22 protein-coding genes are annotated in these 23,853 nt (G+C 69.7%); 13 read left to right on the forward strand and 9 right to left on the reverse strand.

The window, feature by feature from the left end; genetic code table 11:
• Window positions 1–20: 20 nt before the first annotated feature.
• The gene (locus AB0N59_RS04310) at window positions 21–692 is read left to right on the forward strand and encodes an acyl-CoA synthetase (protein ID WP_363479215.1); all 672 of its coding nucleotides are present in this window, start codon (window positions 21–23) and stop codon (window positions 690–692) included.
• A complete protein-coding gene (locus tag AB0N59_RS04315) occupies window positions 689–1,090 on the forward strand; it encodes a hypothetical protein (RefSeq protein WP_363479218.1) in 402 nt (133 codons plus the stop codon). The genes AB0N59_RS04310 and AB0N59_RS04315 overlap by 4 nt, the downstream gene beginning before the upstream one ends.
• A gap of 12 nt (window positions 1,091–1,102) precedes the next feature.
• Here the strand turns inward: AB0N59_RS04315 and AB0N59_RS04320 are convergent, their stop codons facing one another.
• From AB0N59_RS04320 to AB0N59_RS04330, 3 genes are all read right to left on the reverse strand, one after another.
• Entirely contained in the window at window positions 1,103–2,188 is a 1,086-nt protein-coding gene (locus AB0N59_RS04320) for a PQQ-dependent sugar dehydrogenase (protein ID WP_363479221.1), read from the reverse strand.
• A 194-nt stretch (window positions 2,189–2,382) separates the two neighbouring features.
• A complete protein-coding gene (gene purB / locus AB0N59_RS04325) occupies window positions 2,383–3,756 on the reverse strand; it encodes an adenylosuccinate lyase (RefSeq protein WP_363481195.1) in 1,374 nt (457 codons plus the stop codon).
• A 37-nt stretch (window positions 3,757–3,793) separates the two neighbouring features.
• The gene (locus tag AB0N59_RS04330; RefSeq protein WP_363479224.1) at window positions 3,794–4,306 is read right to left on the reverse strand and encodes a low molecular weight protein-tyrosine-phosphatase; all 513 of its coding nucleotides are present in this window, start codon (window positions 4,304–4,306) and stop codon (window positions 3,794–3,796) included.
• A 113-nt stretch (window positions 4,307–4,419) separates the two neighbouring features.
• Between AB0N59_RS04330 and AB0N59_RS04335 the strand changes: the two genes are divergently transcribed.
• Window positions 4,420–4,680, forward strand: a complete 261-nt coding sequence (locus tag AB0N59_RS04335; RefSeq protein WP_363479227.1) for a hypothetical protein — start codon at window positions 4,420–4,422, stop codon at window positions 4,678–4,680.
• Complete coding sequence (locus AB0N59_RS04340) at window positions 4,677–5,981, forward strand: hypothetical protein (RefSeq protein ID WP_363479230.1); 1,305 nt, start codon at window positions 4,677–4,679, stop codon at window positions 5,979–5,981. Before AB0N59_RS04335 ends, AB0N59_RS04340 begins: the two co-directional genes overlap by 4 nt.
• A gap of 19 nt (window positions 5,982–6,000) precedes the next feature.
• Here AB0N59_RS04340 and AB0N59_RS04345 read toward each other — a convergent pair whose 3' ends face one another.
• On the reverse strand, window positions 6,001–6,402 hold the full coding sequence (locus AB0N59_RS04345; protein WP_363479233.1) for a phage holin family protein: 402 nt from the start codon (window positions 6,400–6,402) through the stop codon (window positions 6,001–6,003).
• 111 nt (window positions 6,403–6,513) lie between these two features.
• Between AB0N59_RS04345 and AB0N59_RS04350 the strand changes: the two genes are divergently transcribed.
• The 5 genes from AB0N59_RS04350 to AB0N59_RS04370 all read left to right on the forward strand — a co-directional run bounded on the left by AB0N59_RS04350 (window position 6,514) and on the right by AB0N59_RS04370 (window position 11,830).
• On the forward strand, window positions 6,514–7,581 hold the full coding sequence (locus AB0N59_RS04350; protein ID WP_363479236.1) for a histidinol-phosphate transaminase: 1,068 nt from the start codon (window positions 6,514–6,516) through the stop codon (window positions 7,579–7,581).
• Between the two features lie 96 nt (window positions 7,582–7,677).
• Window positions 7,678–8,805: a thiamine pyrophosphate-dependent enzyme gene (locus tag AB0N59_RS04355; protein WP_363479239.1), complete on the forward strand. Its 1,128-nt coding sequence runs from the start codon at window positions 7,678–7,680 to the stop codon at window positions 8,803–8,805.
• Complete coding sequence (locus tag AB0N59_RS04360) at window positions 8,805–9,785, forward strand: alpha-ketoacid dehydrogenase subunit beta (RefSeq protein WP_363479242.1); 981 nt, start codon at window positions 8,805–8,807, stop codon at window positions 9,783–9,785. The genes AB0N59_RS04355 and AB0N59_RS04360 overlap by 1 nt, the downstream gene beginning before the upstream one ends.
• Window positions 9,786–9,904: 119 nt before the next feature.
• Window positions 9,905–11,218, forward strand: coding sequence for a dihydrolipoamide acetyltransferase family protein (locus tag AB0N59_RS04365; protein WP_363479245.1), 1,314 nt, complete (start codon window positions 9,905–9,907; stop codon window positions 11,216–11,218).
• 27 nt (window positions 11,219–11,245) lie between these two features.
• Complete coding sequence (locus AB0N59_RS04370; protein ID WP_363479247.1) at window positions 11,246–11,830, forward strand: DUF1349 domain-containing protein; 585 nt, start codon at window positions 11,246–11,248, stop codon at window positions 11,828–11,830.
• An 87-nt stretch (window positions 11,831–11,917) separates the two neighbouring features.
• Here AB0N59_RS04370 and AB0N59_RS04375 read toward each other — a convergent pair whose 3' ends face one another.
• On the reverse strand, window positions 11,918–12,130 hold the full coding sequence (locus AB0N59_RS04375; RefSeq protein ID WP_363479250.1) for a hypothetical protein: 213 nt from the start codon (window positions 12,128–12,130) through the stop codon (window positions 11,918–11,920).
• Window positions 12,131–12,297: 167 nt separating this feature from the next.
• A complete protein-coding gene (locus AB0N59_RS04380) occupies window positions 12,298–13,515 on the reverse strand; it encodes an ROK family protein (protein ID WP_363479253.1) in 1,218 nt (405 codons plus the stop codon).
• 99 nt (window positions 13,516–13,614) lie between these two features.
• Here AB0N59_RS04380 and AB0N59_RS04385 point away from each other — a divergent pair, with 99 nt between their 5' ends.
• The 4 genes from AB0N59_RS04385 to AB0N59_RS04400 are packed head-to-tail and all read left to right on the forward strand — an operon-like array spanning window position 13,615 to window position 18,422.
• Complete coding sequence (locus tag AB0N59_RS04385; RefSeq protein ID WP_363479256.1) at window positions 13,615–14,919, forward strand: extracellular solute-binding protein; 1,305 nt, start codon at window positions 13,615–13,617, stop codon at window positions 14,917–14,919.
• The gene (locus tag AB0N59_RS04390; protein WP_363479259.1) at window positions 14,916–15,827 is read left to right on the forward strand and encodes a sugar ABC transporter permease; all 912 of its coding nucleotides are present in this window, start codon (window positions 14,916–14,918) and stop codon (window positions 15,825–15,827) included. The genes AB0N59_RS04385 and AB0N59_RS04390 overlap by 4 nt, the downstream gene beginning before the upstream one ends.
• On the forward strand, window positions 15,827–16,708 hold the full coding sequence (locus AB0N59_RS04395; protein WP_363479262.1) for a carbohydrate ABC transporter permease: 882 nt from the start codon (window positions 15,827–15,829) through the stop codon (window positions 16,706–16,708). The genes AB0N59_RS04390 and AB0N59_RS04395 overlap by 1 nt, the downstream gene beginning before the upstream one ends.
• Window positions 16,709–16,751: 43 nt before the next feature.
• Window positions 16,752–18,422 carry a glycoside hydrolase family 13 protein gene (locus AB0N59_RS04400; RefSeq protein WP_363479265.1) on the forward strand — a complete coding sequence of 557 codons (1,671 nt, stop codon included), beginning with the start codon at window positions 16,752–16,754 and terminating at the stop codon, window positions 18,420–18,422.
• Window positions 18,423–18,494: 72 nt separating this feature from the next.
• Here the strand turns inward: AB0N59_RS04400 and AB0N59_RS04405 are convergent, their stop codons facing one another.
• From AB0N59_RS04405 to argH, 3 genes are all read right to left on the reverse strand, one after another.
• A complete protein-coding gene (locus AB0N59_RS04405; RefSeq protein WP_363479268.1) occupies window positions 18,495–21,290 on the reverse strand; it encodes a PIG-L family deacetylase in 2,796 nt (931 codons plus the stop codon).
• Between the two features lie 159 nt (window positions 21,291–21,449).
• Complete coding sequence (locus tag AB0N59_RS04410; protein WP_363479271.1) at window positions 21,450–22,325, reverse strand: ROK family protein; 876 nt, start codon at window positions 22,323–22,325, stop codon at window positions 21,450–21,452.
• Between the two features lie 20 nt (window positions 22,326–22,345).
• Complete coding sequence (argH, locus tag AB0N59_RS04415) at window positions 22,346–23,851, reverse strand: argininosuccinate lyase (RefSeq protein WP_363479274.1); 1,506 nt, start codon at window positions 23,849–23,851, stop codon at window positions 22,346–22,348.
• Between the last annotated feature and the right edge of the window lie 2 nt (window positions 23,852–23,853).

Raw genomic sequence — 23,853 nt, forward strand, 5'->3', positions numbered from 1 at the left:
TCACCTATCTGAGGACTGTCATGCCCGCCGCTTCCGCCTCGCGCACCGCGCGCCCGTCAACGGGGCGACCCTTCACCGTGCGCTCGGTGCAGCTGGCGCGCGCCCTCATGGCGGCCGTCGCCGCGCTCATGATCACCTTCTCGCCCGACCACTCCGCGGCTGTCGGCCTGTCGGTGTTCGGCGGTTTCGCGATCGTGACCTCGCTCGTGCTGATCGTGGCCTCGATCGTCGTGCACCGGGCGGGCCAGCGCTGGCCCGCGGTGCTGATGGGCGCGATCACCCTCGTGTTCGGCATGGCCGCGAGCATCCCCGCCTGGCGCACCGACGCGCTGTTCTTCGTGCTCGTCATCGCATGGGCGGCTCTCACCGGTCTCGTCGAGCTGATCTGGGGCATCCGCACGCGCGGCCAGGAGGGCTCGCGCGACGCGATCACCATCGGAGCGCTCGGCCTGCTGCTGGCGCTGCTGCTGCTCGTGATCCCCGTCGGGTTCGTGCAGAACTACGCCGTCGAGGGACGCGCCTTCTCGCTCACCGGCATCATCATCGGCGTCGGACTGTTCGGCGGCTATGCGGCCATCGTCGCGGTGTTCCTCGGCATCGCGGGCCTTGCGCCCGCCCCGAAGGGCGCTGAGGCGAACGGCGAGACGACTGCCGGGGCCGACCGCCTGGCCGACCACGGAGGAGAGGCATGACCGACCACAAGCCGACGCGCAAAGAGATCCTGCGCCCGCTGCACCTCGTGGGCATCGCCCTCGCCGCCGGCATCTTCGCGACCATCGTGACCCTCGTCTCGACCGGCGCCTTCACCCAGCGCGTCAACCTCTCGATCGCGAAGGGCACCTACGAGGGCCTGACCCCGCTCGGTCTCGGTCTCGTCATCGGAGGCGCCTCGTTCATCGTCACGCTGCTGGGCCTCGCGATGCTCATGCTCGCGGTCGATCCCGCCGATGTCACCAAGACCATCGACCGGCCGGTGCTGTTCGACCATGACGAGCCTCAGGCGCCGTCGCAGCCGGGTGCGTCGAACGCCGACGGCCGCAACGCCGGTGACGGGCGGGATGCCGGTGGCGACCGCGCGCCCGCATCCTGACAGGCCTGGCTTCTAGCCCTCCGGCAGCGTCAGCTGCAGCAGCCGGTCATCGTCGGCGCCGGGTGATCCGCGTCCGTCGGTGTTGTTCGTCAGCACCCAGAAAGTGTCGTCGGGGCCAGGGATGACGTCGCGCAGCCGGCCGAACTCGCCGGTGTAGACCGCCCACGGCTCGACGCTCGGCGTCTTCGTGTCGTATACCCAGAGCCGCTCTCCGCGCAGGCCGGCGACGAGCACGACGTCGTCGATCACGGCGATGCCGCTGGGACTCGCCTCATCGGGCGCCCACACCGCGACAGGGTCGATCGCGTCGTCGACCCGCGCGAACCCCTCGTGGTCGGGCCAGCCGAAGTCGCCACCCGCCTCGATGCGGTTCAGCTCGTCCCACGTGTTCTGGCCGAACTCGCTCGCCCACAGCGTGCCGTCGGCCGTCCACGCGAGGCCCTGCACGTTGCGGTGGCCGAGGCTGTAGACGGCGGTGCCGAACGGATTGCCGGGCGCGGGGTCGCCGGTCTCGGTCACCCGCAGGATCTTCCCGCCGAGGAAGTCCCGGTCGCGGGCGCGGTCGCGCTGGCCGGCGTCGCCCGTGGCGATGTACAGCATGCCGTCGGGGCCGAAGGCGATTCGACCGCCGTCGTGGTTCGATGCGCGCGGGATCCCCTCGATCACGACCTCGAGAGCCGAGACGTCGAGGGCCAGGGAACCGGGGTCGCCGGTCAGGGGCATCCGCACCACCCGGTTGTCCTCCTCGGCGCCGTGGTACGCGTACAGCCAGCGTGCGTCGCCGTCGTCGAGCACCGCGAGGCCGTGCAGCCCCGACTCGCCTCCGGAGACGACGCCGGGCACGACGCCCGCTTCGCGCAGCTGGCCCGATGCCGTCAGCTCCAGCACCTCGCCGCCGTCGCGCTGCGAGATCAGCGCACCGCCGCCGTCGAGCCGCACCACCGACCACGGCGCCTTCAGCCCGCTCGCGAGCGTGATCGGCTCGCCCTGCGCCGTGTCGGCCGGCGGGGTCATCGCGGGCGTCGGGTTGCCGGGGCCCGAGCATCCGGAGAGCAGGAGCGCGCCGACCAGCAGGGCGGGTGCGACGATCCGTCTCATGACGCTGCTCCTCTCAGGCGTGTGCCCTCAAGCATCCGCCACTTCGGGCCGCTGAGCCAGCCCCGGGTCCGACCTCGCGGGGCGGCGAGGTCACCGCATACCGCCGAGCGCACCACCTGCCGTCGCCGGCAGATGGTGCACTCGACGTGAAGTGGTGATCTCGGGCAGCGCGCGTTCGGGCAGCGCGCGCCGGGTCAGCGTGCGAGGCGCTCGGCGATGCCGGTGTACGTGGCGGGGGTCAGCGCGAGAAGACGCTGCTTCGCGGCATCCCCGATCTCGAGCTTCTCGACGAACTCCGCCAGCTCCGCACCGCCGACGCGGTGTCCGCGGGTGAGCTCCTTCAGCAGCGCGTAGGGGTCGCTGATCGTCGAGCGGCCGGCGACGACCTCGGCGCGGATCACGGTCTGGATCGCCTCGGCCAGCACCTCCCAGTTCTGGTCGAGGTCGTCGAGCAGCACATCGCGGCGCAGCGAGATCGCGTTCAGGCCGCGGCGCAGGTTGTCGAGGGCGAGCAGCGAGTGCCCGAACGCGACGCCGATGTTGCGCTGCGTCGTCGAGTCGGTCAGGTCGCGCTGCAGGCGCGAGGTGACGAGAGTCTGCGACAGCGAGTTGAGCAGCGCGCCCGAGAGCTCGAGGTTCGCCTCGGCGTTCTCGAACCGGATCGGGTTGATCTTGTGCGGCATCGTCGACGATCCGGTCGCGCCGGCGACGGGGATCTGCGCGAAGTAGCCCAGCGAGATGTACGTCCAGATGTCGGTCGCGAGGTTGTGCAGGATGCCGCCGGCGTGACGCACGCGGTCGTACAGCTCGACCTGCCAGTCGTGCGACTCGATCTGGGTGGTGAGGATGTTGAAGCCGAGGCCCATGCCCTCGATGTACTCGCGGGCGATCGTCGGCCAGTCGGCGTCGGGGTCGGCCGACAGGTGCGCCGACCAGGTGCCGGTCGCGCCCGAGAACTTCGCCAGGTAGTCGGATGCCGCGATCTGCCCTCGCACGCGCTCGAGACGCCACGCGAAGACGGCGAGCTCCTTGCCCATGGTCGACGGCGTCGCCGGCTGCCCGTGCGTGCGCGACAGCATCGCCGCATCGGCGTGCTCGACCGCGAGCTCGCGCAGCTTGGCGATCACGACGTCGAGGGCCGGCAGCCACACCTCTTCGACCGCGCGCTTCACCGTGAGGGCGTACGAAGCCGAGTTGATGTCCTCGCTCGTGCAGGCGAAGTGCGTGAGCTCGGCGATGGCATCCAGCCCCAGGGGCTGGAGCCGGTCGCGCACCAGGTACTCGATGGCCTTCACATCGTGCTGCGTGACGGCTTCCTTCTCGGCGAGCCAGTCGATCTCGGCCTGACCGAAGTCGCGGTACAGCGCACGCAGACGCTGCTTGTCGGCATCCGCCAGCGGCGACGTCTCGAACAGCGAACGGTCGGTGAGGGCGATCAGCCACTCGACCTCGACCTCGACGCGGGCGCGGTTGAGCCCTGCCTCCGAGAGGTAGTCGGCGAGGCCTGAGACGGCGGCCTGGTAGCGGCCGTCGAGGGGGCTGAGCGGCTGGGTCGGGAGCGAGGGCAGAGAAGTCAGGGCAGGTCCTCCTGCTCAGGGTCCCGCGTCACGCGGGACGGCGATGGGATGCCCGCACAGCCGGTTCGAGCTGTGCGAAGAGGCCGCGGGTGGCGGTCTCAATCATACCGAGCACCGAATCGAACATCGTGGGCCCTGCGTAGTAGGGATCGGGCACGTCCATGCTCGACGCAGTCGGGTCGTAGGCGCGCAGCAGGATGACCTTGCCCTCGTCGTCCTCCGTGCGGGCCCAAGCGCGCAGGATGCGCTCGTGGGTGCGGTCGAGCGCGATGATCAGGTCGTTCTCGGCGAACGACGCCGCGCTGAACTGCTTGGCGCGGTGCAGCGATCCGTCGAGGCCGCGCCGGTTGAGCGCGTCGAGGGTGCGCTCGTCGGCGCGCTCGCCGACGTGCCAGTCGCCGGTTCCGGCGCTTCTCGAGACGACGCGCGAGCCGAGCCCGCGCTGTTCTGAGAGCGCACGCAGCACCACTTCGGCCATCGGAGAGCGGCAGATGTTGCCCGTGCAGACGAAGATGACGCGGAAGGGATCCGGGTCGGTCATCTCACCATTCTGCCCGCATCGACTTCCGTCCCCAATCGCGTCGTGCATCGAGTTGTGCACATCGCGTGGGAACGGGGTGAGGGCGGATGTCCGGTCGCCCGCATCCTGGTGGCATGCTCACCGCCCTTCACCCCGCATCGCCGTCAGCCGAACAGGTCGCCGCACTGATAGACGGCGTGCGCCGACTCGACGACGCGATCGACACTCTCACGCAGGTGCAGATCGAACTGTGGCGGCTGATCGCCGACTCCCATTGGCGGTCGCAGGCGGTCGAGGTCCTGCGCGCCTCGCTGCTCGAGCGCGTGGCGGCGGTCACCGAGCACTGCGTCGCGATCGAGTCCCAGCGCAGCGCCTGCCAGGCAGCGATCTCATGAGCGGTGAGCTCGAGATCACGAGCGGCGGGGCGATCTCGGTCGACCCCGAGCAGATGCGCGCCGTCGCCGACCGCATGTCGGCTGCTGCCGCGCGGCTCGCTGACGCCGGCGAGAACGTGCGGCGCGCGCACCAGACCCTGTCGTCGGGCGGGAGCGGGTCTGTGCACGTCGACCTGTCCGCCCTGTGGGGCGCAGCCGAGGCGCTCAGTGACCACGCAGATGCGCTCGCGTCGGATGCCGTGGGCACCGGCATCATGGCGGATGCCTTCGAGCTCGCCGACCTGCGGTCGCGACAGCAGATGCTCTCGATCGAGCATCCCGCCGCAGCCGAGCGGCTGCAGGACCGCATCGACGAGCTCATCGCGTCGTATCCCGGACTCGACGCGATGGCGGCCTCGATCACGACGGCGTGGGAGAGGCGGTCGCAGGAGGGCATGCTCGATCGGTGGCTCGACACCTTCGCGCTGGGCACGATGAGGCTGTCGGCTCTCGTGCCCATGCACGTGCTCACCCGGATGCTGGGAGACGCGACGGAGGCGGCCGGCTCGGTCCTCCCCGGAAAGCGGCTCACGGGCGGGCCCCCGCCTGTCGCGGTGGCGCAGGTGTCGCGGTCGAGCGTCGGCGGATCGGCGACGACGCTCACGCAGCTGGTGCAGCGCCTGCCCGGCGGTGAGGCGCAGGTCGCGGTCGAGAAGCGCACGCACGGCGACGGTTCGGTCTCTTTCGTCGCCTATATCGACGGCACACGCAGCCTCACATTCGCCGGCGACGATCCGTGGGACATGGGATCGAACTGGGACCTGTACGCGGCCGGTGAGCAGAGCGCGGCATACGCGGCGACGCTCGAGGCGCTGACGCTGGCGGGCGCCGAGCCGGGAGCGCGCGTCGACGTGGTCGGATACTCGCAGGGCGCGGCCATCGCCGGAGCGGTCGCCATGAGCGGCGTCTACGAGACCTCGCGGGTGATGATCGTCGGCAGCCCGACGGTGCCCGTTCTCGACGAGGATCAGACGCTGATCCGCGCGTTCCACACCGACGATCCGGTCGGAGCCGGTCTCAGCGGAGGCGGGCCGGCCGCCGCCACCGGATCCGCCGAGAGCGTCACCATCTCGCGCGAGTACTCCACGCACAGGGATGCGACATCGGTGCAGTCCCACCTCCGCGACGCCTATGACCAGACCCTCGACCTCGCCGACGAGTCGGGCGACGCCCGCGTCGTGGCGCTGCGAGAGCGCCTCGAGGCCGAGGCGGCCGACATCGTCTCGGTCGAGCGCACCGAGTACCGGGCGACCCGGCCGTGAGTCGGCAGCCCCGTGCGCGTCAGCGGCGCTTCTTCTTCTCCTGCGGTCGCAGCACGGCGCCGAAGATCGCGTTGATGATCGAGATGAGGAAGGCGGCGACGACACCCCACCAGAACGACTCGACCGTCAGACCCCAGCTGAACGCGCTGGTGATCCACGCCGTGATCCACAGCAGCAGCCCGTTCACGATGAACGAGATCAGCCCGAGAGTCAGGATGTACAGCGGGAAGGCGACGATCCGGATCACCGTGCCGATGATGGAGTTCACCAGTGCGAACACCGCTCCGACCGCGAGGAAGGTCAGGGCGATCTGCAGGTCGCCGCCCGGTTCGAACGGGCGGATGCCGATCCCGAGCAGCGGGATGAGCGTGACGACCCAGATGGCGAAGGCGTTGATGACGACACGGATGAGGAATCGCATCTGCTGATCCTGTCACGTGACGGTCGGTCCCGCGACGCCGCGTGCCCGGCCCGTTCGGTCTCGAGGACGGCGCCAGGACGGGGATGACCGAGCGGCTCATAGACTGATGCCGTGACTGAGCCGATCCTGCCCCGCATCCGCCCCGAGATCGCCGCCCTGCCGCCGTACCGACAGGGCAAGCAGGCAGGGCCGGACGCGTTCAAGCTCTCGAGCAACGAGAACCCGTTCGACCCGCTTCCCTCGGTCGTCGAGGCGCTGCAGCACACCACTCCGGTCAACCGCTATCCGGATGCCTCCGCCGCCGCCCTCCGCGCCCGGCTGGGCGAGAAGTACGGCGTCTCCGCCGACGCCGTGCACGTCGCATCCGGCAGCGTCGCGATCCTTCATCAGCTCGTGCTCGCGACCTCGTCGATCGGCGACGAGGTCGTCTTCGCATGGCGCTCGTTCGAGGCGTACCCGAGCCTTCCGCTGGTCGCCGGGGCGACCGCGGTGCAGGTCCCGCTGGCATCCGGCGCCCGTCACGACCTCGACGCGATGGCGGATGCCATCACCGACCGCACCCGCGTGGTCATCGTCTGCACGCCGAACAACCCCACCGGTCCCATCGTCACGAGCGCCGAGTTCGCCGCGTTCGTCGAGAAGGTGCCGCAGGATGTGCTGATCGTGCTCGACGAGGCGTACGCCGAGTTCGTCACCGCCCCCGACGCCGTCGACGGCCTCGCCGAGCGCGTGTTCGAGAAGCACCCGAACGTCGTCGTGCTGCGCACCTTCTCGAAGGCCTACGGGCTCGCCGGGCTGCGCGTCGGCTACGCGATCGGCGACCCGCGCGTGCTCGACGCCGCCCGCACGACCGCGATCCCGCTGTCGGTGACCTCGGCCGCCGAACGCGCCGCGATCGCCAGCCTCGACGCCGAGAGCGAACTGCTCGAGCGCGTCGCCGTGATCGTCGAGCGTCGCGACCGCCTGGCCGCGGGCCTGCGCGAACTCGGCTGGAAGGTGCCCGACGCCCAGGGCAACTTCGTCTGGCTGCGCACCAAGGAGCACACCTCCGAGGCGGCAGCCGCGTTCGACGCCGCCGACCTGATCGTGCGCCCGTTCCCCGGCGACGGCATCCGCATCTCGGTGGGCGAGGAGCAGTCGATCGAACGGGTGCTCGCCGTCGCGAAGTCCCTGCTCTGACCGCCCCTCTGACGCGAAAAGTCCAGGTTCCGGGCACTTAGTAGGGGCCCCTAGGTATGCGTGACCTGGCATGCCGGCGTGGGTAGCGTGGGTCAGGTGACCCCGATCGAAGCCCCTCTCGTTCGCGTCCTCGCCGACGACGGCAGCTACGCACCATCGGCTGACGCCGAGCGCTACCTGCCCCTCATCGACGCGCTGACCGACGCCGAACTCGAGCAGTTCTACCGAGACATGGTCGTCATCCGCGCGATCGACACCCAGGCCACCAACCTGCAGCGCCAGGGCCAGCTCGCCCTGTGGCCGCCGAGCCGCGGACAGGAGGCCGCGCAGGTCGGATCCGCCCGCGCCGCCCGCGCCCACGACACGCTGTTCCCGTCGTACCGCGAACACGCCGTCACCCGCATCCGGGGCGTCGACCCGGTCGACATCCTCAAGGTCATGCGCGGCACCTCGCACGGCGGCTGGAACCCCACCGACCCCCAGAACGGCAACACCCGCATCTACACGCTCGTGCTCGGCTCACAGACCCTGCACGCCGCCGGCTACGCGATGGGCCTCGCCTTCGACGGCCGCACGGGCACCGGCGACCCCGAGCGCGACGAAGCCGTCGTCGTCTACTACGGCGACGGAGCCTCCAGCCAGGGAGACGTGCACGAGGCCATGGTCTTCGCCGCGAGCTACGCCGCCCCCGTGCTGTTCTTCCTGCAGAACAACCACTGGGCGATCTCGGTTCCCGTCGAGACTCAGTCGAAGGTGCCTCTCGTGAGCCGTGGCGCTGGGTACGGCATCCCGTCGGTGCGCGTCGACGGCAACGACGTGCTCGCCAGCTACGCCGTCTCGCGCACGCTGCTCGACGAGACGCGCAGCGGACTCGGCCCGCGTGCGGTCGAGGCGGTCACCTACCGGATGGGCGCCCACACGACCAGCGACGACCCGACCAAGTACCGCGGCTCCGACGAGGAGCAGCGGTGGGCGCAGCGCGACCCGATCGCCCGCATGCGGGCATTCCTCGAAGGACGCGGTGCTCCGGCATCCCTCTTCGACGAGACGGATGCCGAGGCCGCCGACGCAGCAGAAGACCTGCGCAGCCGAGCCATCACCCTCACCTCGCCCGAGCGCTCGCTGATCTTCGACCACGTGTACAGCGATCCGCATCCGCTGATGGCCGAGCAGAAGGCGTGGCTCAACGACTACGAGGCCTCGTTCGACGGAGGGACGCGCTGATGACCATCGAGACGATGCCCATGTCGAAGGCGCTGAACGCCGGACTCCGCAAGGCGATGGAAGACGACCCCCGCGTGCTGCTGATGGGCGAGGACATCGGTCGCCTCGGCGGCGTGTTCCGCATCACCGAGCACCTGCAGCGCGACTTCGGCGACCGCCGCGTGCTCGACACCCCGCTCGCCGAATCCGGCATCGTGGGCACCGCGATCGGACTCGCCATGGCCGGATTCCGTCCGGTCATCGAGATCCAGTTCGACGGCTTCGTCTTCCCGGCGTTCGACCAGATCACCTCGCAGCTCGCGAAGCTGACCAACCGCCACGAGGGCGCGCTGTCGATGCCGGTCGTCATCCGCATCCCCTACGGCGGGCACATCGGAGCCGTCGAGCACCACCAGGAGAGCCCCGAGGCGTACTTCACGCACACGCCGGGCCTGCGGGTCGTCTCGCCGTCGACCCCGAACGACGCGTACTGGATGATCCAGGAGGCGATCCGCTCGAACGATCCCGTGATCTTCCTCGAGCCGAAGAGCCGCTACTGGCAGAAGGGCGAGGTCGAGCTCGAGGCATCCGCCCTGCCGCTGCACGCCTCGCGCATCGTCCGTCGCGGCACCGACGTGACGCTCGTCGGCCACGGCGCGATGGTCACCACCCTGCTGCAGGCGGCCGCGCTCGCCGAGGCCGAGGGCACGAGCTGCGAGGTCGTCGACGTGCGCTCGCTCTCGCCCGTCGACTACGGTCCGATCCTCGACTCGGTGCGCTCCACCGGGCGCATGGTCTATGCGCAGGAGGCCCCTGGGCACACCAGCGTCGGCAGCGAGATCGCCGCGACCGTCATGGAGCGCGCGTTCTACGCGCTCGAGGCGCCCGTTCTTCGGGTCTCGGGGTTCGACACACCCTTCCCGCCCGCCAAGCTCGAGGGCACGTACCTGCCGGATGCCGACCGCATCCTCGAAGCCGTCGACCGCTCCCTCGCCTACTGACTCTTCATGTTCGCAATTCAGGAAGAATCCGCGCGATCTGCTCGCACCATGCACCAGAGCGGGCGTTCCGGCACCTCCTTCCTGAGTTGCGAACGCCGCTCCGGCCGAAAGGACTCGCAATGACCACTCAGACCTTCACCCTTCCCGACGTCGGGGAGGGCCTCACCGAAGCCGAGCTCGTCGCATGGAAGGTCGCGCCGGGCGACACCGTGGCGATCAACGACGTCATCTGCGAGATCGAGACCGCGAAGTCGCTGGTCGAGCTGCCCTCGCCGCACGCCGGGGTGGTCGGCGAGCTGCTCGTCGCCGAGGGGGTCACGGTGGAGGTCGGCTCGCCGATCATCACCTTCGTCGCCGAGGCGGACGCGGCGGATGCCGGTATCGCGGTGAACCCGACCGATCCCGCGGCACCGCCCGCGACCGACGAGGGCGGCGGCTCGGTGCTCGTCGGCTACGGCACCGGGGGAGGGGCGACCTCGCGCCGCCGCAAGCCGGCCGAACGCCCTGTGCGCTCGTCGGTCGGCGTGATCGCGAAGCCGCCGATCCGCAAGCTCGCCCGCGACCTGAACGTCGAGCTGACCGAGGTCACTCCGACCGGTGCCGACGGCGAGGTCACGCGCGACGACGTCGTGAAGCATGCCGAGCAGGCGAGCGTCTTCCGCAACATCCAGACTCCCGAGTGGGGCGCTGTGCGCGAGGAGAAGCTGCCGGTCGCGCCGAAGGCCGACGAGGGCCGCTCCGAGTCGATCCCGGTCAAGGGCGTGCGCAAGGCCACCTCGTCGGCGATGGTGCAGAGCGCGTACTCGGCCCCGCACGTCACGGTGTGGAAGGAGATCGACGCGACCCGCACGATGGAGCTCGTCAAGCGGCTGAAGGCGTCGCCCGACTACGCTGACATCCGCGTCTCGCCGCTGCTGATCATGGCACGCGCCGTGATCTGGGCCGCCCGCCGCACCCCGATGGTCAACGCCGCGTGGGTCGACACCGATTCGGGAGCCGAGATCGTCGTGCGTCACTACGTGAACCTCGGCATCGCCGCCGCGACGCCGCGCGGGCTGCTGGTGCCGAACATCAAGGACGCGCAGGACCTCAGCATGAAGGACCTCGCGCGGTCGCTGAACCGCCTGACCCTCACGGCCCGCGAGGGCAAGACGACCCCCGCGGATCAGCAGGGCGGCACCATCACGATCACGAACATCGGCGTCTTCGGCATGGATGCGGGCACCCCGATCATCAACCCCGGCGAGGCCGGCATCGTCGCCATGGGCACGATCGCCCAGAAGCCGTGGGTCGTCGACGGCGAGGTGCGTCCCCGCTGGGTCACGACCGTGTCGGGCTCGTTCGACCACCGCGTGATCGACGGCGACGGCATGAGCCGCTTCATCGCCGACGTCGCGTCGATCCTCGAGGAGCCCGCGCTGCTCGTCGACTGACGCCTGCGGCGCACGGAAGGGATTCGCATGAACGCCGACTGCATCGCCTGGCACGAGGGGCGCTGGACGCATCCGCCTGTCGCGGCCGTCGAGCACGGGGACGACCTCGTCGTCACGGCCGAAGAGGGCAGCGACGCCTGGCGCCTCACCTCGTACGGTTTCGTGCATGCCACCGAGCACGCGCTGCTCGCGCCCTTCGCGCAGGACACCGCGGTCGAGGTCGAGTTCACCGCAGTGTTCTCGCAGCAGTTCGATCAGGCCGGGATCTTCGTGCGCATCGACGACGAGCACTGGGTCAAGGCCGGGGTGGAGTACGCCGACGGGCAGCCTCAGCTCGGGGCCGTGGTCACCGCCGGCCGATCCGACTGGTCGGTCGCGCCGGTGCCCGAGTGGCTGGATCGCCGCGTGCTCGTGCGGGTCAGCAGATCGGGCGATGCGCTCACGATCCGGGCATCCGTCGACGGCGGCGAGCTGCGCCTGGTGCGGGTGGTGCCGTTCCCGGCCGAGGCGCGGGCCGAAGCCGGTCCGCTGGTCTGCGCACCCACTCGCGCCGGGCTGACCGTCCCGTTCCACGCCTGGCGCACGACGGCTGCCGACGCCGCGCTGCACTGACCTGCCGAGAGGTCAGAAAAGCACCGGAAGCGACGCGTTCCGGTGCCCTTTTGACTTCTCGGCGGATGCTGCAGCGCGCGCCGCGAGTCAGACCTTCTCGTGCGAGGAGTTCGAGACGTCGAGCAGGCGGCGTTCCTCGCCCTTGAGCCAGGTCGCCGCCTTCGGCACGTGCTGCTCGATCCGCGCCTCGTGTCGTGCCTGGCGGAGCGCATGGACGATCGCGAACCGGATGATCGCGTACAGGACCCCGGCGAACGCGAGGATCTGCAGAGCCCAGCTGCCGATCATCAGTGCCTGCATCGTGGTCCTCGTTCCCTCGTAGCGGGCTCTGCGACCCAGAGCCCTGCACGCCAGCGTAGCCGCCCGCCCCGCCCGCGCCGCCCGGCCGCCCCGCCCCGCCCGGGCCGCGGCGGCCGAGAGGTCGAGAAAGCACCGGAAGCGACGCGTTCCGGTGCTTTTCTGACCTCTCAGCCCCGCGAGAGCCGCTGCTCCGCCAGCAGGGGCACGGCGTGCTCGCGCGCTGCGCGCCGGGCTGTGGCCACGGCGCCGAGCGAGACGACCTCCGCACCCAGGGTGGAGGCGAGCAGCTCGGGTGCGGGCAGGTGCAGCTGCTCCGGCAGCACGGCTCGAGCGGCGGCGAGCACGGGTTCGATGCTCTCGGCCACGCCGCCGCAGATGATCACGTGGGTCGGGTCGTACATGCTGCCCAGCACCCCGACGACGCGCGCCAGAACCTCACCGAGCTGGCCGGTGACCAGCAGGGCGTCGGCGTCACCGGCCGAGGCGAGCTCCAGCACCGCGCGCGGATCGATTCGATCGGCATCCACCAGCCGGCCGACGGGACTGCCTGCGTCGACCTCGCCGGATTCGACGGCGGCAAGCAGCTGATGATGCAGGCTGGGCACGAGACCGAAGGCCGCGCCGACGCCGATGATGTGCTCGAAGACGACACCCTCGCCGACACCGCCGTGGGCCCCGTGCAGCAGGTGTCCGTCGATGACGACCCCGCCGCCGAACCGCTCGCCCGCGAGCAGGGCGACGTAGTCGCTGCAGCCCGCAGCGGCGCCGACCGCGCCCTCGGCGACGGCCGCGAGCGCCGCGTCGTTCTTGACCTCGACGACCGGCGCCCAGCCGCGAAGAGCATCGGTGAGCCCGGGGTTGGTGCGTTCCCAGAACCCCTCCGGATGAGGCGGCGAGGCGCCGTGGCGGTTCACGGGCGCAGCGACGCCGACGCAGATCGCGAGCAGGTCGTCGCGGGTGCGGCCGGCAGCAGCCAGCGCCTGCTGCAGCCGATCGAGGATGATCGCCCGGCGCTCCGCCGGTGTCTCGTCGGGATCGATATCGCTGCGCAGCTCGGCGAGTGTGGTCTCGAGCGGATCGGCGATCGTCACGGCGAGATGCGTGTCGCCGGCGTCGATCCCGGCGACGACACCCAGGTCGGCAGAGAGCGCGAAGCGCCGCGCAGGCCGCCCGGCGCGGTAGGCGCCCGCCGCTCTGGCATTGGGCAGCTCGCGCAGGATCTCCGCATCGACCAGCGTCGCAAGCGCGTCGATCGCGGTGGAGCGGGTGAGGGCGGTGGATGCCATGGCATCCGTGGCCGTGAACTCTCCGGCCGTCCATGCGTAGTCGAGCACCGCTCCTACGCTCGCCCGGCCTGTGCCGAGATCTGCGGAGATGTCGCTCACAGCTCTTGACCTCTTCCCTCGCTTCTGAGAGAGTACCGGCAAGCGAGTAAATCTACTGACTAGATTTAATCTCCGGATCTGATGATCGAAAGGACGACGGTGTCTTCGAAATCTCCCTATGCGGCGCGGGTGGCGGCCGGCGCGGCGGTGCTGGCCCTTGCCGGCTCCGCCCTGGTCGGCTGCTCGGCCGACGGCCGCGAGACCATCCGCTTCACGTTCAGCAAACGCGAGGCGATCGAGTTCATGACGAACGTCGTCGCCGACTACAACGCCTCTCAGGACTCCGTGCGGGTCGAGATCGACACCTCTGGCGTCGACGTCGTCTCCGCGAGCTTCGTGCGAGGCAATCCGCCCGACGTCATGCTCGCGAACTACAACTACGAGATCGCGCGGTTCGTGCAGCGCTGTGCGCTCACCGACCTGAGCGACACCGATGCGGCGAAGAACGTGCGAGACGACCTGCAGCCCCTCATGGAGCAGTACGGGTCGTGCGAAGGACGAGTGAGCGCCCTGCCCTACTCGGTGATGGCCGCCTCGGTCATCTACAACAAGCAGATCTTCGACGAGCAGGGCCTCGAGGTGCCGCGCACGTGGGATGAGCTGCTGCAGGTGGGGGACAAGCTGAAAGACGCCGGAATCACCCCGTTCTACGGCACGTTCAAAGACGATTGGACGGTCGGTCAGGGCTGGTACGACTACTCGGCGGGCGGCTCGGTCGATGTGCTCGACTTCTTCGACGCGCTCGCTCAGGAGGGCACCGAGGTCGGCCCCGACTCGAAGGTCTCGTTCCAGAAAGACTTCGCCGAGCCGATGGAGCGGATGCTCACCCTCGCGGCCGACTACACGAACGAAGACGCGCCGAGCCGCGGATACGGCGACGGCAACCTCGCCTTCGCCAAGGGCGAGGCGGCCATGTACCTCCAGGGGCCATGGGCGTTCACCGAGATCGCCAAGACCGCGCCCGACCTCGAGCTCGGCACCTTCCCGCTGCCGATGACCGACGACCCCGACGACCTCGCCGTGCGGGTCAACATGGACCTCGCCGCGATGATCCCCGAGGAGTCACGTCACAAGGAGGCGGCGCAGGACTTCCTCGAGTACCTCTACGAGCCCGAGCGCATCGAGGAGTACAACGCCTCGCAGCTGGGATTCACCCCGCTCGAGAACGCGACTCCGCCAGACGACCCGCGCATCGCGGGCATGATCCCGTACTACGACGAGGGCCGCATCTACCAGGGGCCGTCGGTGCTGGTGCCCAAGACGATTCCGGTCTTCAACTACGCGCAGGCCATGGTTCTCGGAGCCGAGCCCTCGGGCATCCTGCGCACCATGGACGCCGACTGGGCGCGCATCGCCTTCCGCGCCCCCGCGCCCACCAGCCAGACGAAGGAGTCGGCAGAATGAGCAGCACATCGACGATCGTCACGCAGGGCGACGGCGCCCGGCGCCGCAGCAGCCGCAGGGTCGAGCCGATCTACTACCTCTTCCTCGTCCCCACACTCGTGCTGTTCACGCTGGCCATCACGCTTCCCGGCGTGATCGGCATCTTCTTCAGCTTCACCGACTCGATCGGCATCGGCGACTGGAGCTTCAACGGGTTCACGAACTACATCGCGATGTTCAGCGACCCCGCGATCCTGCAGAGCTATCTGTTCACCTTCGGGTTCTCGATCGCGACGGTCCTCGTCGTCAACGTCGTGGCGTTCCTGCTCGCGGTCGGCCTCACCTCCCGCATCCGCTTCAAGACGGGGCTCCGGACGATCTTCGTGATCCCGATGGTGATCTCGGGCATCATCATCGCCTACGTCTTCAACTTCCTGTTCTCGAACTCGATCCCGGCGGCGGGCGCCGCCGCAGGCATCCCGTGGCTCGAGACGAGCCTGCTGGCGAATCCCGACCTCGCCTGGGTGGCGATCGTCATCGTCACCGCGTGGCAGGCCATCCCCGGCACCATGCTCATCTACATCGCCGGGCTGCTCTCGGTGCCAGGCGACGTCTACGAAGCCGCGTCGATCGACGGGGCCACCAGGATGCAGCAGCTGACCCGCATCACCATCCCGCTGGTCGCCGGCTACGTGGTGATCAATGTGATCCTCGGGTTCAAGGGCTTCCTGAACGCCTACGACATCATCGTGGGCCTCACCAACGGCGGTCCCGGCACCTCGACGCGCAGCGTCGCGATGACGATCATCGCCGGCTTCAACGGAGGCGACTACGCCTACCAGATGGCCAACGCCACGGTCTTCTTCGTCGTCGCGGTGCTCATCTCCCTCCTCCAGCTCTCGCTGACGCGCGGAAGGAACGCACTCTGATGTCGACGCAGACACTCACCACAGCCCCCGCCCCCGGTGGACGCCGGCCCCGCATCCGCATGGAGCGCGTCAACTGGTCGGGCACCGTCATCCTCATCCTGTGCGCGGTCACGGTGCTGCTGCCGCTGTACGTCACGATCTCGATGGCGTTCAAGACCACCGGTCAGGCCGTCGACGGCAACGCATTCTCGCTGCCGGCGCCGTTCAGCGTCGAGGGCTTCGTGCAGGCGTGGAACCTCACCAGGTTCCCGGTCGGGGCGGGCATCTCGATGCTGGTCACCGCCGGCACCGTCGTTGCGACGATCGTGCTCGCGGCTTTCGCCTCGTACGCCATCGTGCGCAACTGGGACCGGCGGTTCTTCCGGTACTCGTTCTTCTACCTCCTCGCGGCGATGTTCATCCCGTTCCCGGTGGTGGCGCTGCCGCAGATCCAGCTGACGGGCCGCGTCGGGCTCGACAACCCGTTGGGCGTGGTCATCCTGGCCACGATGTTCCAGCTCAGCTTCAGCGTGCTGCTCTTCACCGCGTTCCTGCGGTCGATCCCGCTCGAGCTCGAGGAGAGCGCACGCATCGACGGCGCGACGACCTGGCAGACCTTCTGGAAGCTGATCTTCCCCCTGCTCGCTCCGATGAGCGCCACCGTCGGCATCTTCGCCTTCCTCTACGCATGGAACGACTTCATGATGCCGTCGCTGATCATCTCCGATCCCAACCTGCAGACGCTTCCCGTTCGGCAGAACCTCTTCCAGAACCAGTTCAGCAACAACTACAACGTCGCCTTCGCCTCGTACCTCATGGCGATGGCCCCCGCTATCGTCGCCTATCTGTTCACCCAGCGCTGGGTGATGGAAGGCGTCACGCAGGGCGCCGTCAAGGGCTGACGCGGCACAGGACCGAAGCCGGATCCCCCAGAAAAGGAGACTCATGACCACCCCCGTCGAGCTCGACCCCCGCTCCGCCGACGACGCAGCCTGGTGGCGCCAGGCTGCGGTCTACCAGATCTACCCCCGCAGCTTCGCGGACGCGACGGGCGACGGGATCGGCGACGTGCCGGGCATCCTGTCGCGCGTCGACTACCTGGCCGAGCTGGGAATCGACGCGGTCTGGCTGAGCCCGTTCTATCCGTCGGCGCTCGCCGACGGCGGCTACGACGTCGACGACTACCGCGACGTCGACCCGCGCCTGGGCACGCTCGACGACTTCGACTCGATGGTCGCAGCGCTGCACGAGCGCGGCATCAAGGTGATCATCGACATCGTGCCGAATCACACCTCGAATCGGCACGAGTGGTTCCAGGAGGCGCTCGCCGCCGGGCGCGGGTCGGCGGCTCGTGACCGCTACATCTTCCGCGAGGGCACGGGTCCCGACGGCGCCGAGCCGCCGACCGACTGGGTCTCTGTGTTCGGCGGCCCCGCCTGGGAGCGGGTCGACGACGGCCAGTGGTACTTCCACAACTTCGCCACCGAGCAGCCCGACCTGAACTGGGACAACCCCGAGGTGCGCGAGGACTTCCTCACCACCCTGCGCTTCTGGTCGGACCGGGGCGTCGACGGCTTCCGCATCGACGTCGCGCACATGCTCACGAAAGACCTCAGCGAGCCGCTGCCCAGCAGTGCCGAGCTCGCTCTGCTGCCGCAGGACGGCACGCACCCGCTGATCGACCGCGACGACGTGCATGAGATCTACGCCGAGTGGCGCACGGTGTTCGACTCGTACGACCCGCCGCGCACCGCCGTGGCCGAGGCATGGGTGTCGACGCCCGAGCGTCGGGCGAAGTACGCCTCGGCTGAGGGTCTCGGGCAGGCCTTCAACTTCGACCTGCTGGTGGCCGACTTCGATGCGGTGGAGTTCCGCCGCATCATCGCCGACAATCTCGCCCAGGCCACGCTGAGCGGCTCGTCGACGACATGGGTGCTCTCGAACCACGACGTCACGCGCCACGCGACCCGCTACGGGCTGCCGCCGCTCCACGGCCGACCGGTCAAGCAGGGCGTCGAATGGGTGCGCGCCGGCGGGCCGGAGGAGCAGCTGGACCGCGAGCAGGGGCGCCGTCGCGCGGAGGCTGCGACCATGCTGCTGCTCGGGCTGCCCGGCAGCACGTACCTGTACCAGGGCGAAGAGCTGGGACTGCACGAGGTCGCCGCGATCACGCCCGAGCAGCGTCAGGACCCGGCCTTCTTCCGCGGCGGCGAGTTCGACGGTCTCGGCCGCGACGGGTGCCGCGTGCCTCTGCCCTGGACGGACGAGGGCTCGTCGTTCGGATTCGGGTCGAACGGCGCGCACCTGCCGCAGCCCTCGTGGTTCGCGCAGTACGCGGTCGATGTCGAGGCGGCGGATCCGGCATCCACCCTCTCCCTCTACCGTGAGGCGCTGGGCCTGCGTCGTGGTCTGCAGACCGACGAGAAGCTCGAGTGGCTCGAGACCGACCGCGTCGACGTGCTGCGCTTCGCCCGGCCCAACGGCTGGCAGGTGGTGACGAACTTCGGCACCCAGCCGTTCGCCCTCGGTGCCGACGCGGATGCCGTGGTGCTGACCACCCAGCCGCTGCGCGACGGCGTCCTGCCGGGCGAGGCCACCGCCTGGCTCAAGGCCTGACCCGCTGAAGATCAGGAACGCACCTCCGAACGTCGTCGGAGGTGCGTTCCTGGTTGCCGCGGCCGGGCGCGGTCAGACCGACCGGCCGCCCAGCGGGGCCTTGGCGGCGTAGACGCCGCCCTTCGACTCGAACGATACGGCGAGCACAGGAGAGGCCTTCGTGCCCTCGAGGCTGCTGCCGTTGCCCGTGGCTGCCGTGCGTGCTCCGAAGCGCAGTTCAGTGCGCCCCGACGCCACCTGCTTCTCGGCGCTGCCGACCACCTGCGATCCGTCCCAGAGGTAGACGCGCACGGTGCCGGCTCGAGGCGTCTGCAGCGCGACCGTGACCACCCCGGCCGAGATCGACGACTTCAGCACCTTGAGCTCGTGACTGGTCGGGGCGAACCCGCCGAGGGGGACGTTGTCGCTCGCCGACTGCAGGATCGACTGCGGGGAAGACACCGAACGGGCGGCGGTGTCGGGCAGCGTCGGCTCCTTCGGCCGGCTCCCCGCGTCGGTGATGCCCTCGAGGGTGATGATCCCCCAGCGCCACGGATCGGCTCGCATCCCGGGGAAGGTCGACCAGCCGACGCGCCGCTGCGCAGCCTTGTTCTGCGTGTCGGAATCGTTGATCACGACGTTGAACCCCACATGCTCGGGGTCGAGGTTGTCGGGGAGGACGGCGAACGGGATCTTCACCTCCATGTCGTAGCCGGTGTACTCGGCTTCGGTCGCTGCCATCCGGACCTTCACCTGCATGCCCGGTGCGGTGATCGCCGCCTCACCCTGCCAGTTGTCGCGATCGCGGCCGACGCCGGGGGCGCCGGTCATCGAGTCCATCGAGGGCATGATGCCTGCGATGAAGGTCTGCGCGGTGTTGCCGGCGACACCGCGCGGATCGATGTAGATCTCCACCGAGTCCGTGCGCCGCTGTCGCTTGTTGTCGCTGCCCGGCAGAATCGTGCCGCGCACGTCGTCGACGACCGACAGGAACAGGTAGAAGTTCGCATCGTCGTGCGTGATCCAGGTCTGCCCGCTGATCGACGGGGTCGTGCCGCCCATCGGCGAGCCGTCCCAGATGGTGTCGACGGGGATGGGCTCCCCGGGGTATTCGCCGTCCCGGCGGATGCCGTCGACCACCGGAGCGGTGGACGATCGCTGCACGGCGTAGGTCGGGACCAGGTTCATGGTGACGCCGCGCTCGGCCGTGCCGGCCTCGCTCGTCGCCGAGACGGTCACAGGCCAGCTGCCCTTGTTGGGTGCGCGGTTGGCGGTGGGAATCGACGTGTCGGTGTTCGCCACCTCGAAGGTGATCGTCGCGGTCTTTCCCGCCGCGAGTCCCGAGTACGACTTCTGCGCCGGCGATGCGGTGAATCCCGGCGGCAGTGTCAGCGACACAGAGCCGGATCGGGTCTGCGACGAGAAGTTCTCGACGACGACCTCGAGGCTGCGTGTGCGTCCCTGCCCGACCGCGAAGAGCTCGGGGACGAGGACGTCGAGGTGCTTCATGCCCAGGCCGGCTGTCCACGAGCGGAACTCCTGGATCTCGTCGAGGGGACGGATGGTCGCCTCGACGGCCCCCGCGACGCGCAGCTGCGCGAACGTCGTGCCGCTCGCCCCTCCTGCCGAGAGGGTCGCGTCGACTCGCACCTGCGTTCCGGGGGCATCTCCCGATCCGGCCGTGACCTGGAAGGTGGCGGTGTGCGAACGCCCGCGGTTCAGGGCCGGCACGTCGACGGCGCCGCTCGTCGACCAGCCGTCGGGCACGGTCAGGCTCAGCCGTCCGGCGGCGAGGCGCGACGCCGGCGGAGCGGTGACTGTCACCTGCACCGTGCTCTTCTCGCCTGCGACGACCTCGAAGCGCGCGGGGCGCACATCGATCAGTGTGCCGAGCGGCAGGCCTCCGTCGATCGGCAGTGCGGCCCCCCGCAGTGCGGCGGTGCCGCCGGAGCGAGGGTCGGCGAGGGGGGAGCGGGAGTGGATGACCGTGAACCACGAGTTGGAGATCTTCGCGGGGTCGGTGGGACCGGCGGCGAACTCGGCCCACCCCTGGGTCACGTAGGCCCAGCGTGCGAGGTCGAGCATCTCCGACCAGCGCTTGCCGTGACGGGCGCTGGGGGTTCCGTTCCAGCATCCGAAGACGACATCGGATGCCACGGTCGGGACGTATCCGGCGGCGACGCCGCCCTCGCCCGTCGCTCCCGAGCCGTTCGCTCCGGAGCGGAGGATGCGGCGCGGCTGCCAGGGCTCGAATCCCTCGTCGAAGTGCTCGGGGTACCGGTCGGGGTCGCCCGCCGCCAGGTAGGCCTCGACGGCGAACATCGCCGCCTGCTGGTGGTTGCCGTGGTTGCCCTCGACGGCGGAGGGATTCATCGTGACGATGACGTCGGGCCTCGTCGCCCGCACGACGCGCACGATCCGGTTGAGCACCGCGCCGCCGTCCCAGACCTGGTACGAGAGCGGTGCGCTGGCGGTGTAGTAGAAGTCGAGCCCGTCGAGGTTGAAGATGTTCTCGATGCCCGCGTAGCCGACCGCCTTGCGCTCCTCGGCCTCGCGCAGCATGCCGAGCGGCGGGCCCTCTTCGAGACCGACGGCGTTGCCGCCGCCCTCGCCGCGGGTCACGGTGATGACTCCGGCCTTCATGCCCTCGTACTCGTTCCACTGTCCGAATACGCCGAGGTTGCCGGCTTCGTCATCGGGGTGGGCGCCGATGAAGAGCACATTCAGCTTCGTGGACTCGCGCGAGGCGCTCGCGAGCGCCTGCTCCGCGGGCGTGAGGCCGCTGACGTGCGCGCCGGTGACGGCAGCGGCGATGCCGAGCGCGCCGCCGGCGCGGAACAGGCCCCGGCGGGTCAGCGTGTAGTCGGAGAGGGTGTGACGATCGTCCATCGTTGGACCAGCCTTTCGCCCGGGCGCACGCCGATGTCGCGCTCCGGGCCGTCGATGAGAGGGAGAGGAGACTTTATTTCTGAGTAGAAATAAGTGCTGCACCCATTCCACTCGCCTGCGGACAGGCCGTCAACGCCGGAAAATAAGTGCGCGCTCCGGTCAGCTCCGCCCGCGCGCCAGCAGCACCGCGCCGCGCAGGGAGGCGTCGGCGTCGAACTGCGACAGCACGATCTCAGGGGCGTAGGGGAGCGCCGACGCGAGGCGCGTGGAGAGGGGATCCAGAAGTGCGCTCCCGGCCCGCGTCATCCCGCCGCCGATCGCGATCCGCGACGGATCGACGGTCAGCGCAGCGGTGATCAGGTGCCGTGCGATCTCGTCCACCGCGTCCCGCCACATCGCCGCCGCCGTCGCCGACGAACGGGCGTCCGCGACCAGCTCCGCGACGTCATGGGCAGCGATATCACCGGCCGCGGCGATGCGCCGCTCGAGACCGCTGCCTCCCGCGTACTCCTCGAGCGTCGGCGTCGAAGCATCCCAGAGGCCCACGGCCCCCACGATCCCGTAGCCGACTTCTCCCGCTGCGCCGTGCGCACCGCGCAGCGGCTGCCCGTCCACCACGGGCGCGATCGCAATGCCCGTGCCGAGGTTGACGTACAGACCCACGGACGATCCGCGCAGCGCGCCCTCGCGGCACTCCGCGAGGGCAGCCGCCTTGACGTCGTTCTCGATGGAGACCTTCACCGAGCCGAACTCGACGCGCAGGCGCGCGCCGAGATCGAGCTCCGACCATCCCGCCACATTGGGCGCGAGGTCGACCCGATCGTCGAACACGATGCCCGGCGTCGACACCCCCACCGAGGCGACGCCGCCGATCCGATCGACCAGGCGCCTGGAGGCCTCGAACGTGCGGTGGAGTACAGCGTCTGCCGGCTCCCCCTGGCCGATCCGCAGGCGATCCTCCTCCGCTCGTCCTCCTTCGCCTTCGACTCGCAGTGCGACCTTCGTGCCGCCGAAGTCGATGCCGAGGACGTTCATGCGCGCACCCTCCGCCGATGTCACGCGCTGAGAGCGGCGGTGGCCGCGACAAGCTCGTCGGCCACCCCGTCGAGGTGAGCGCGGACGTCGACCCGCCACTGCCGGAACTCCCCAGCGGTCTTCTGCCGTGCCTCCGCCATCCTGGCCACCTCGCTCGGGGCGGCACCGCCCGTGGAGGTGCGGACGGCCACGAAGTTGTCGGCGTCCAGTGCTCGTGCGAAGTCCTCGGGCGTGAGCGAGACGTCCCTCCCTGCGACTTCCGTGACGACATCGTGCACGCGCTGCGGGTCGATGGTGCGCACGTCGACCACGCCCGCGGCGTCAGCCTCGCGCACGATCCGCGAGACGACGGTGTGCGCCTGCGTGAAGGTGAGCCCGCCGTCGCGGACCAGCGTGTCGGCGAGCTCCGTCGCGTTCGCGAACGAGGCGAGGGCGCGCTCGCGCATGATGTCGGTGTTCACCTGGATGGTGCCGAGCACCCCGCTGAGCAGGTGCAGCACGTCGGTGAGGGTCTCGACCGCGCGCCATGCGTAGGGCTGCAGGTCGTCCTCGGTGTCGACGATGTCGCCGAAGGGCGTGTTGTGCATCATGGTCAGCACGGTCGCCGCGCTCGCCGACGCCGCGGAGAGCAGCGATCGGGAATGCTCGATCGAGACGGGGTTGCGCTTCTGCGGCATGATCGACGAGATCTGCACGTAGGGGGCGGCGACCCGGTACAGGCCGAATTCGGCCGTGCACCACGTGAGGAAGTCGACGCAGCTGCGCCCCGTGTCGATCGCCATCAGCTGAAGTGCGATGGCGGAGTGCGCGATGTAGTCGGTCGCGGCGACGGCGTCGTACGAGTTCTCGACCAGACCTCGGAAGCCCAGCAGACGCGCCATGTGGTCGCGGTCGATCGCGAAGCCGGTGCCGGTCAGCGCCGCACCGCCCATGGGGGAGTAGTCCAGGCTCTCGTAGGCCTGCTGAACACGGCGGATGTCGCGGCCGAGCACATCGGCGATCGCGAGGAAGCGGTGCCCGAGGATCGAGGGCTGAGCGGGCTGGGTGTGGGTGTGCTCGAGTGACAGAGTCGACGCGTGCTCCGACCCCAGACGCACCAGCGTCTCGTAGAGCTCGCCGGCCGCGTCGAGCACCTGCAGCAGCTGGCGCCGCATGACCATGCGGTACAGGGTCATGCCCATGTCGTTGCGGCTGCGGGCGGTGTGCAGGCTTCCTGTGACCTCGCCGCCGATGCGCATCATCTCGTGCTCGACCGTGAAGAAGAGGTCTTCGAACCGTCCGTCGTACTCGCTCGCTGCGAGCGCCTCCAGGTCGAGTCCGTCGATCGAGCGGGCGATGGCCGCGGCATCCTCGTCGTTCAGGATGCCGGCGCTGTGCAGCATGACCAGGTGCGCGCGGTGGATCTGGATCATCGACGGCAGCAGCATCCGCTTCGCCTGGTCGTACGCGGGGCGCAGCACGGCAGTGGTGTAGCTCTCGCCCGGGAACGTCTCTCCATCGCGCTGGATGATCTCGTCGCGGTTCATTG

Source organism: Microbacterium sp. NPDC089321 (assembly GCF_040684935.1).
In the GTDB taxonomy this organism is placed as follows: Bacteria; Actinomycetota; Actinomycetes; order Actinomycetales; family Microbacteriaceae; genus Microbacterium.

What these genes read in the sequence shown, in the direction of transcription:
- AB0N59_RS04335 (WP_363479227.1), top strand. Translation starts at nt 4,420, where the DNA reads ATGCTCACCGCCCTTCACCCCGCATCGCCGTCAGCCGAACAGGTCGCC.
- AB0N59_RS04340 (WP_363479230.1), top strand. Translation starts at nt 4,677, where the DNA reads ATGAGCGGTGAGCTCGAGATCACGAGCGGCGGGGCGATCTCGGTCGAC.
- AB0N59_RS04375 (WP_363479250.1), bottom strand. Translation starts at nt 12,130, where the DNA reads ATGCAGGCACTGATGATCGGCAGCTGGGCTCTGCAGATCCTCGCGTTC.
- AB0N59_RS04370 (WP_363479247.1), top strand. Translation starts at nt 11,246, where the DNA reads ATGAACGCCGACTGCATCGCCTGGCACGAGGGGCGCTGGACGCATCCG.
- AB0N59_RS04330 (WP_363479224.1), bottom strand. Translation starts at nt 4,306, where the DNA reads ATGACCGACCCGGATCCCTTCCGCGTCATCTTCGTCTGCACGGGCAAC.
- AB0N59_RS04405 (WP_363479268.1), bottom strand. Translation starts at nt 21,290, where the DNA reads ATGGACGATCGTCACACCCTCTCCGACTACACGCTGACCCGCCGGGGC.
- AB0N59_RS04345 (WP_363479233.1), bottom strand. Translation starts at nt 6,402, where the DNA reads ATGCGATTCCTCATCCGTGTCGTCATCAACGCCTTCGCCATCTGGGTC.
- AB0N59_RS04395 (WP_363479262.1), top strand. Translation starts at nt 15,827, where the DNA reads ATGTCGACGCAGACACTCACCACAGCCCCCGCCCCCGGTGGACGCCGG.
- AB0N59_RS04360 (WP_363479242.1), top strand. Translation starts at nt 8,805, where the DNA reads ATGACCATCGAGACGATGCCCATGTCGAAGGCGCTGAACGCCGGACTC.
- AB0N59_RS04400 (WP_363479265.1), top strand. Translation starts at nt 16,752, where the DNA reads ATGACCACCCCCGTCGAGCTCGACCCCCGCTCCGCCGACGACGCAGCC.
- AB0N59_RS04365 (WP_363479245.1), top strand. Translation starts at nt 9,905, where the DNA reads ATGACCACTCAGACCTTCACCCTTCCCGACGTCGGGGAGGGCCTCACC.
- AB0N59_RS04320 (WP_363479221.1), bottom strand. Translation starts at nt 2,188, where the DNA reads ATGAGACGGATCGTCGCACCCGCCCTGCTGGTCGGCGCGCTCCTGCTC.
- AB0N59_RS04390 (WP_363479259.1), top strand. Translation starts at nt 14,916, where the DNA reads ATGAGCAGCACATCGACGATCGTCACGCAGGGCGACGGCGCCCGGCGC.
- AB0N59_RS04410 (WP_363479271.1), bottom strand. Translation starts at nt 22,325, where the DNA reads ATGAACGTCCTCGGCATCGACTTCGGCGGCACGAAGGTCGCACTGCGA.
- AB0N59_RS04310 (WP_363479215.1), top strand. Translation starts at nt 21, where the DNA reads ATGCCCGCCGCTTCCGCCTCGCGCACCGCGCGCCCGTCAACGGGGCGA.
- argH (WP_363479274.1), bottom strand. Translation starts at nt 23,851, where the DNA reads ATGAACCGCGACGAGATCATCCAGCGCGATGGAGAGACGTTCCCGGGC.
- AB0N59_RS04315 (WP_363479218.1), top strand. Translation starts at nt 689, where the DNA reads ATGACCGACCACAAGCCGACGCGCAAAGAGATCCTGCGCCCGCTGCAC.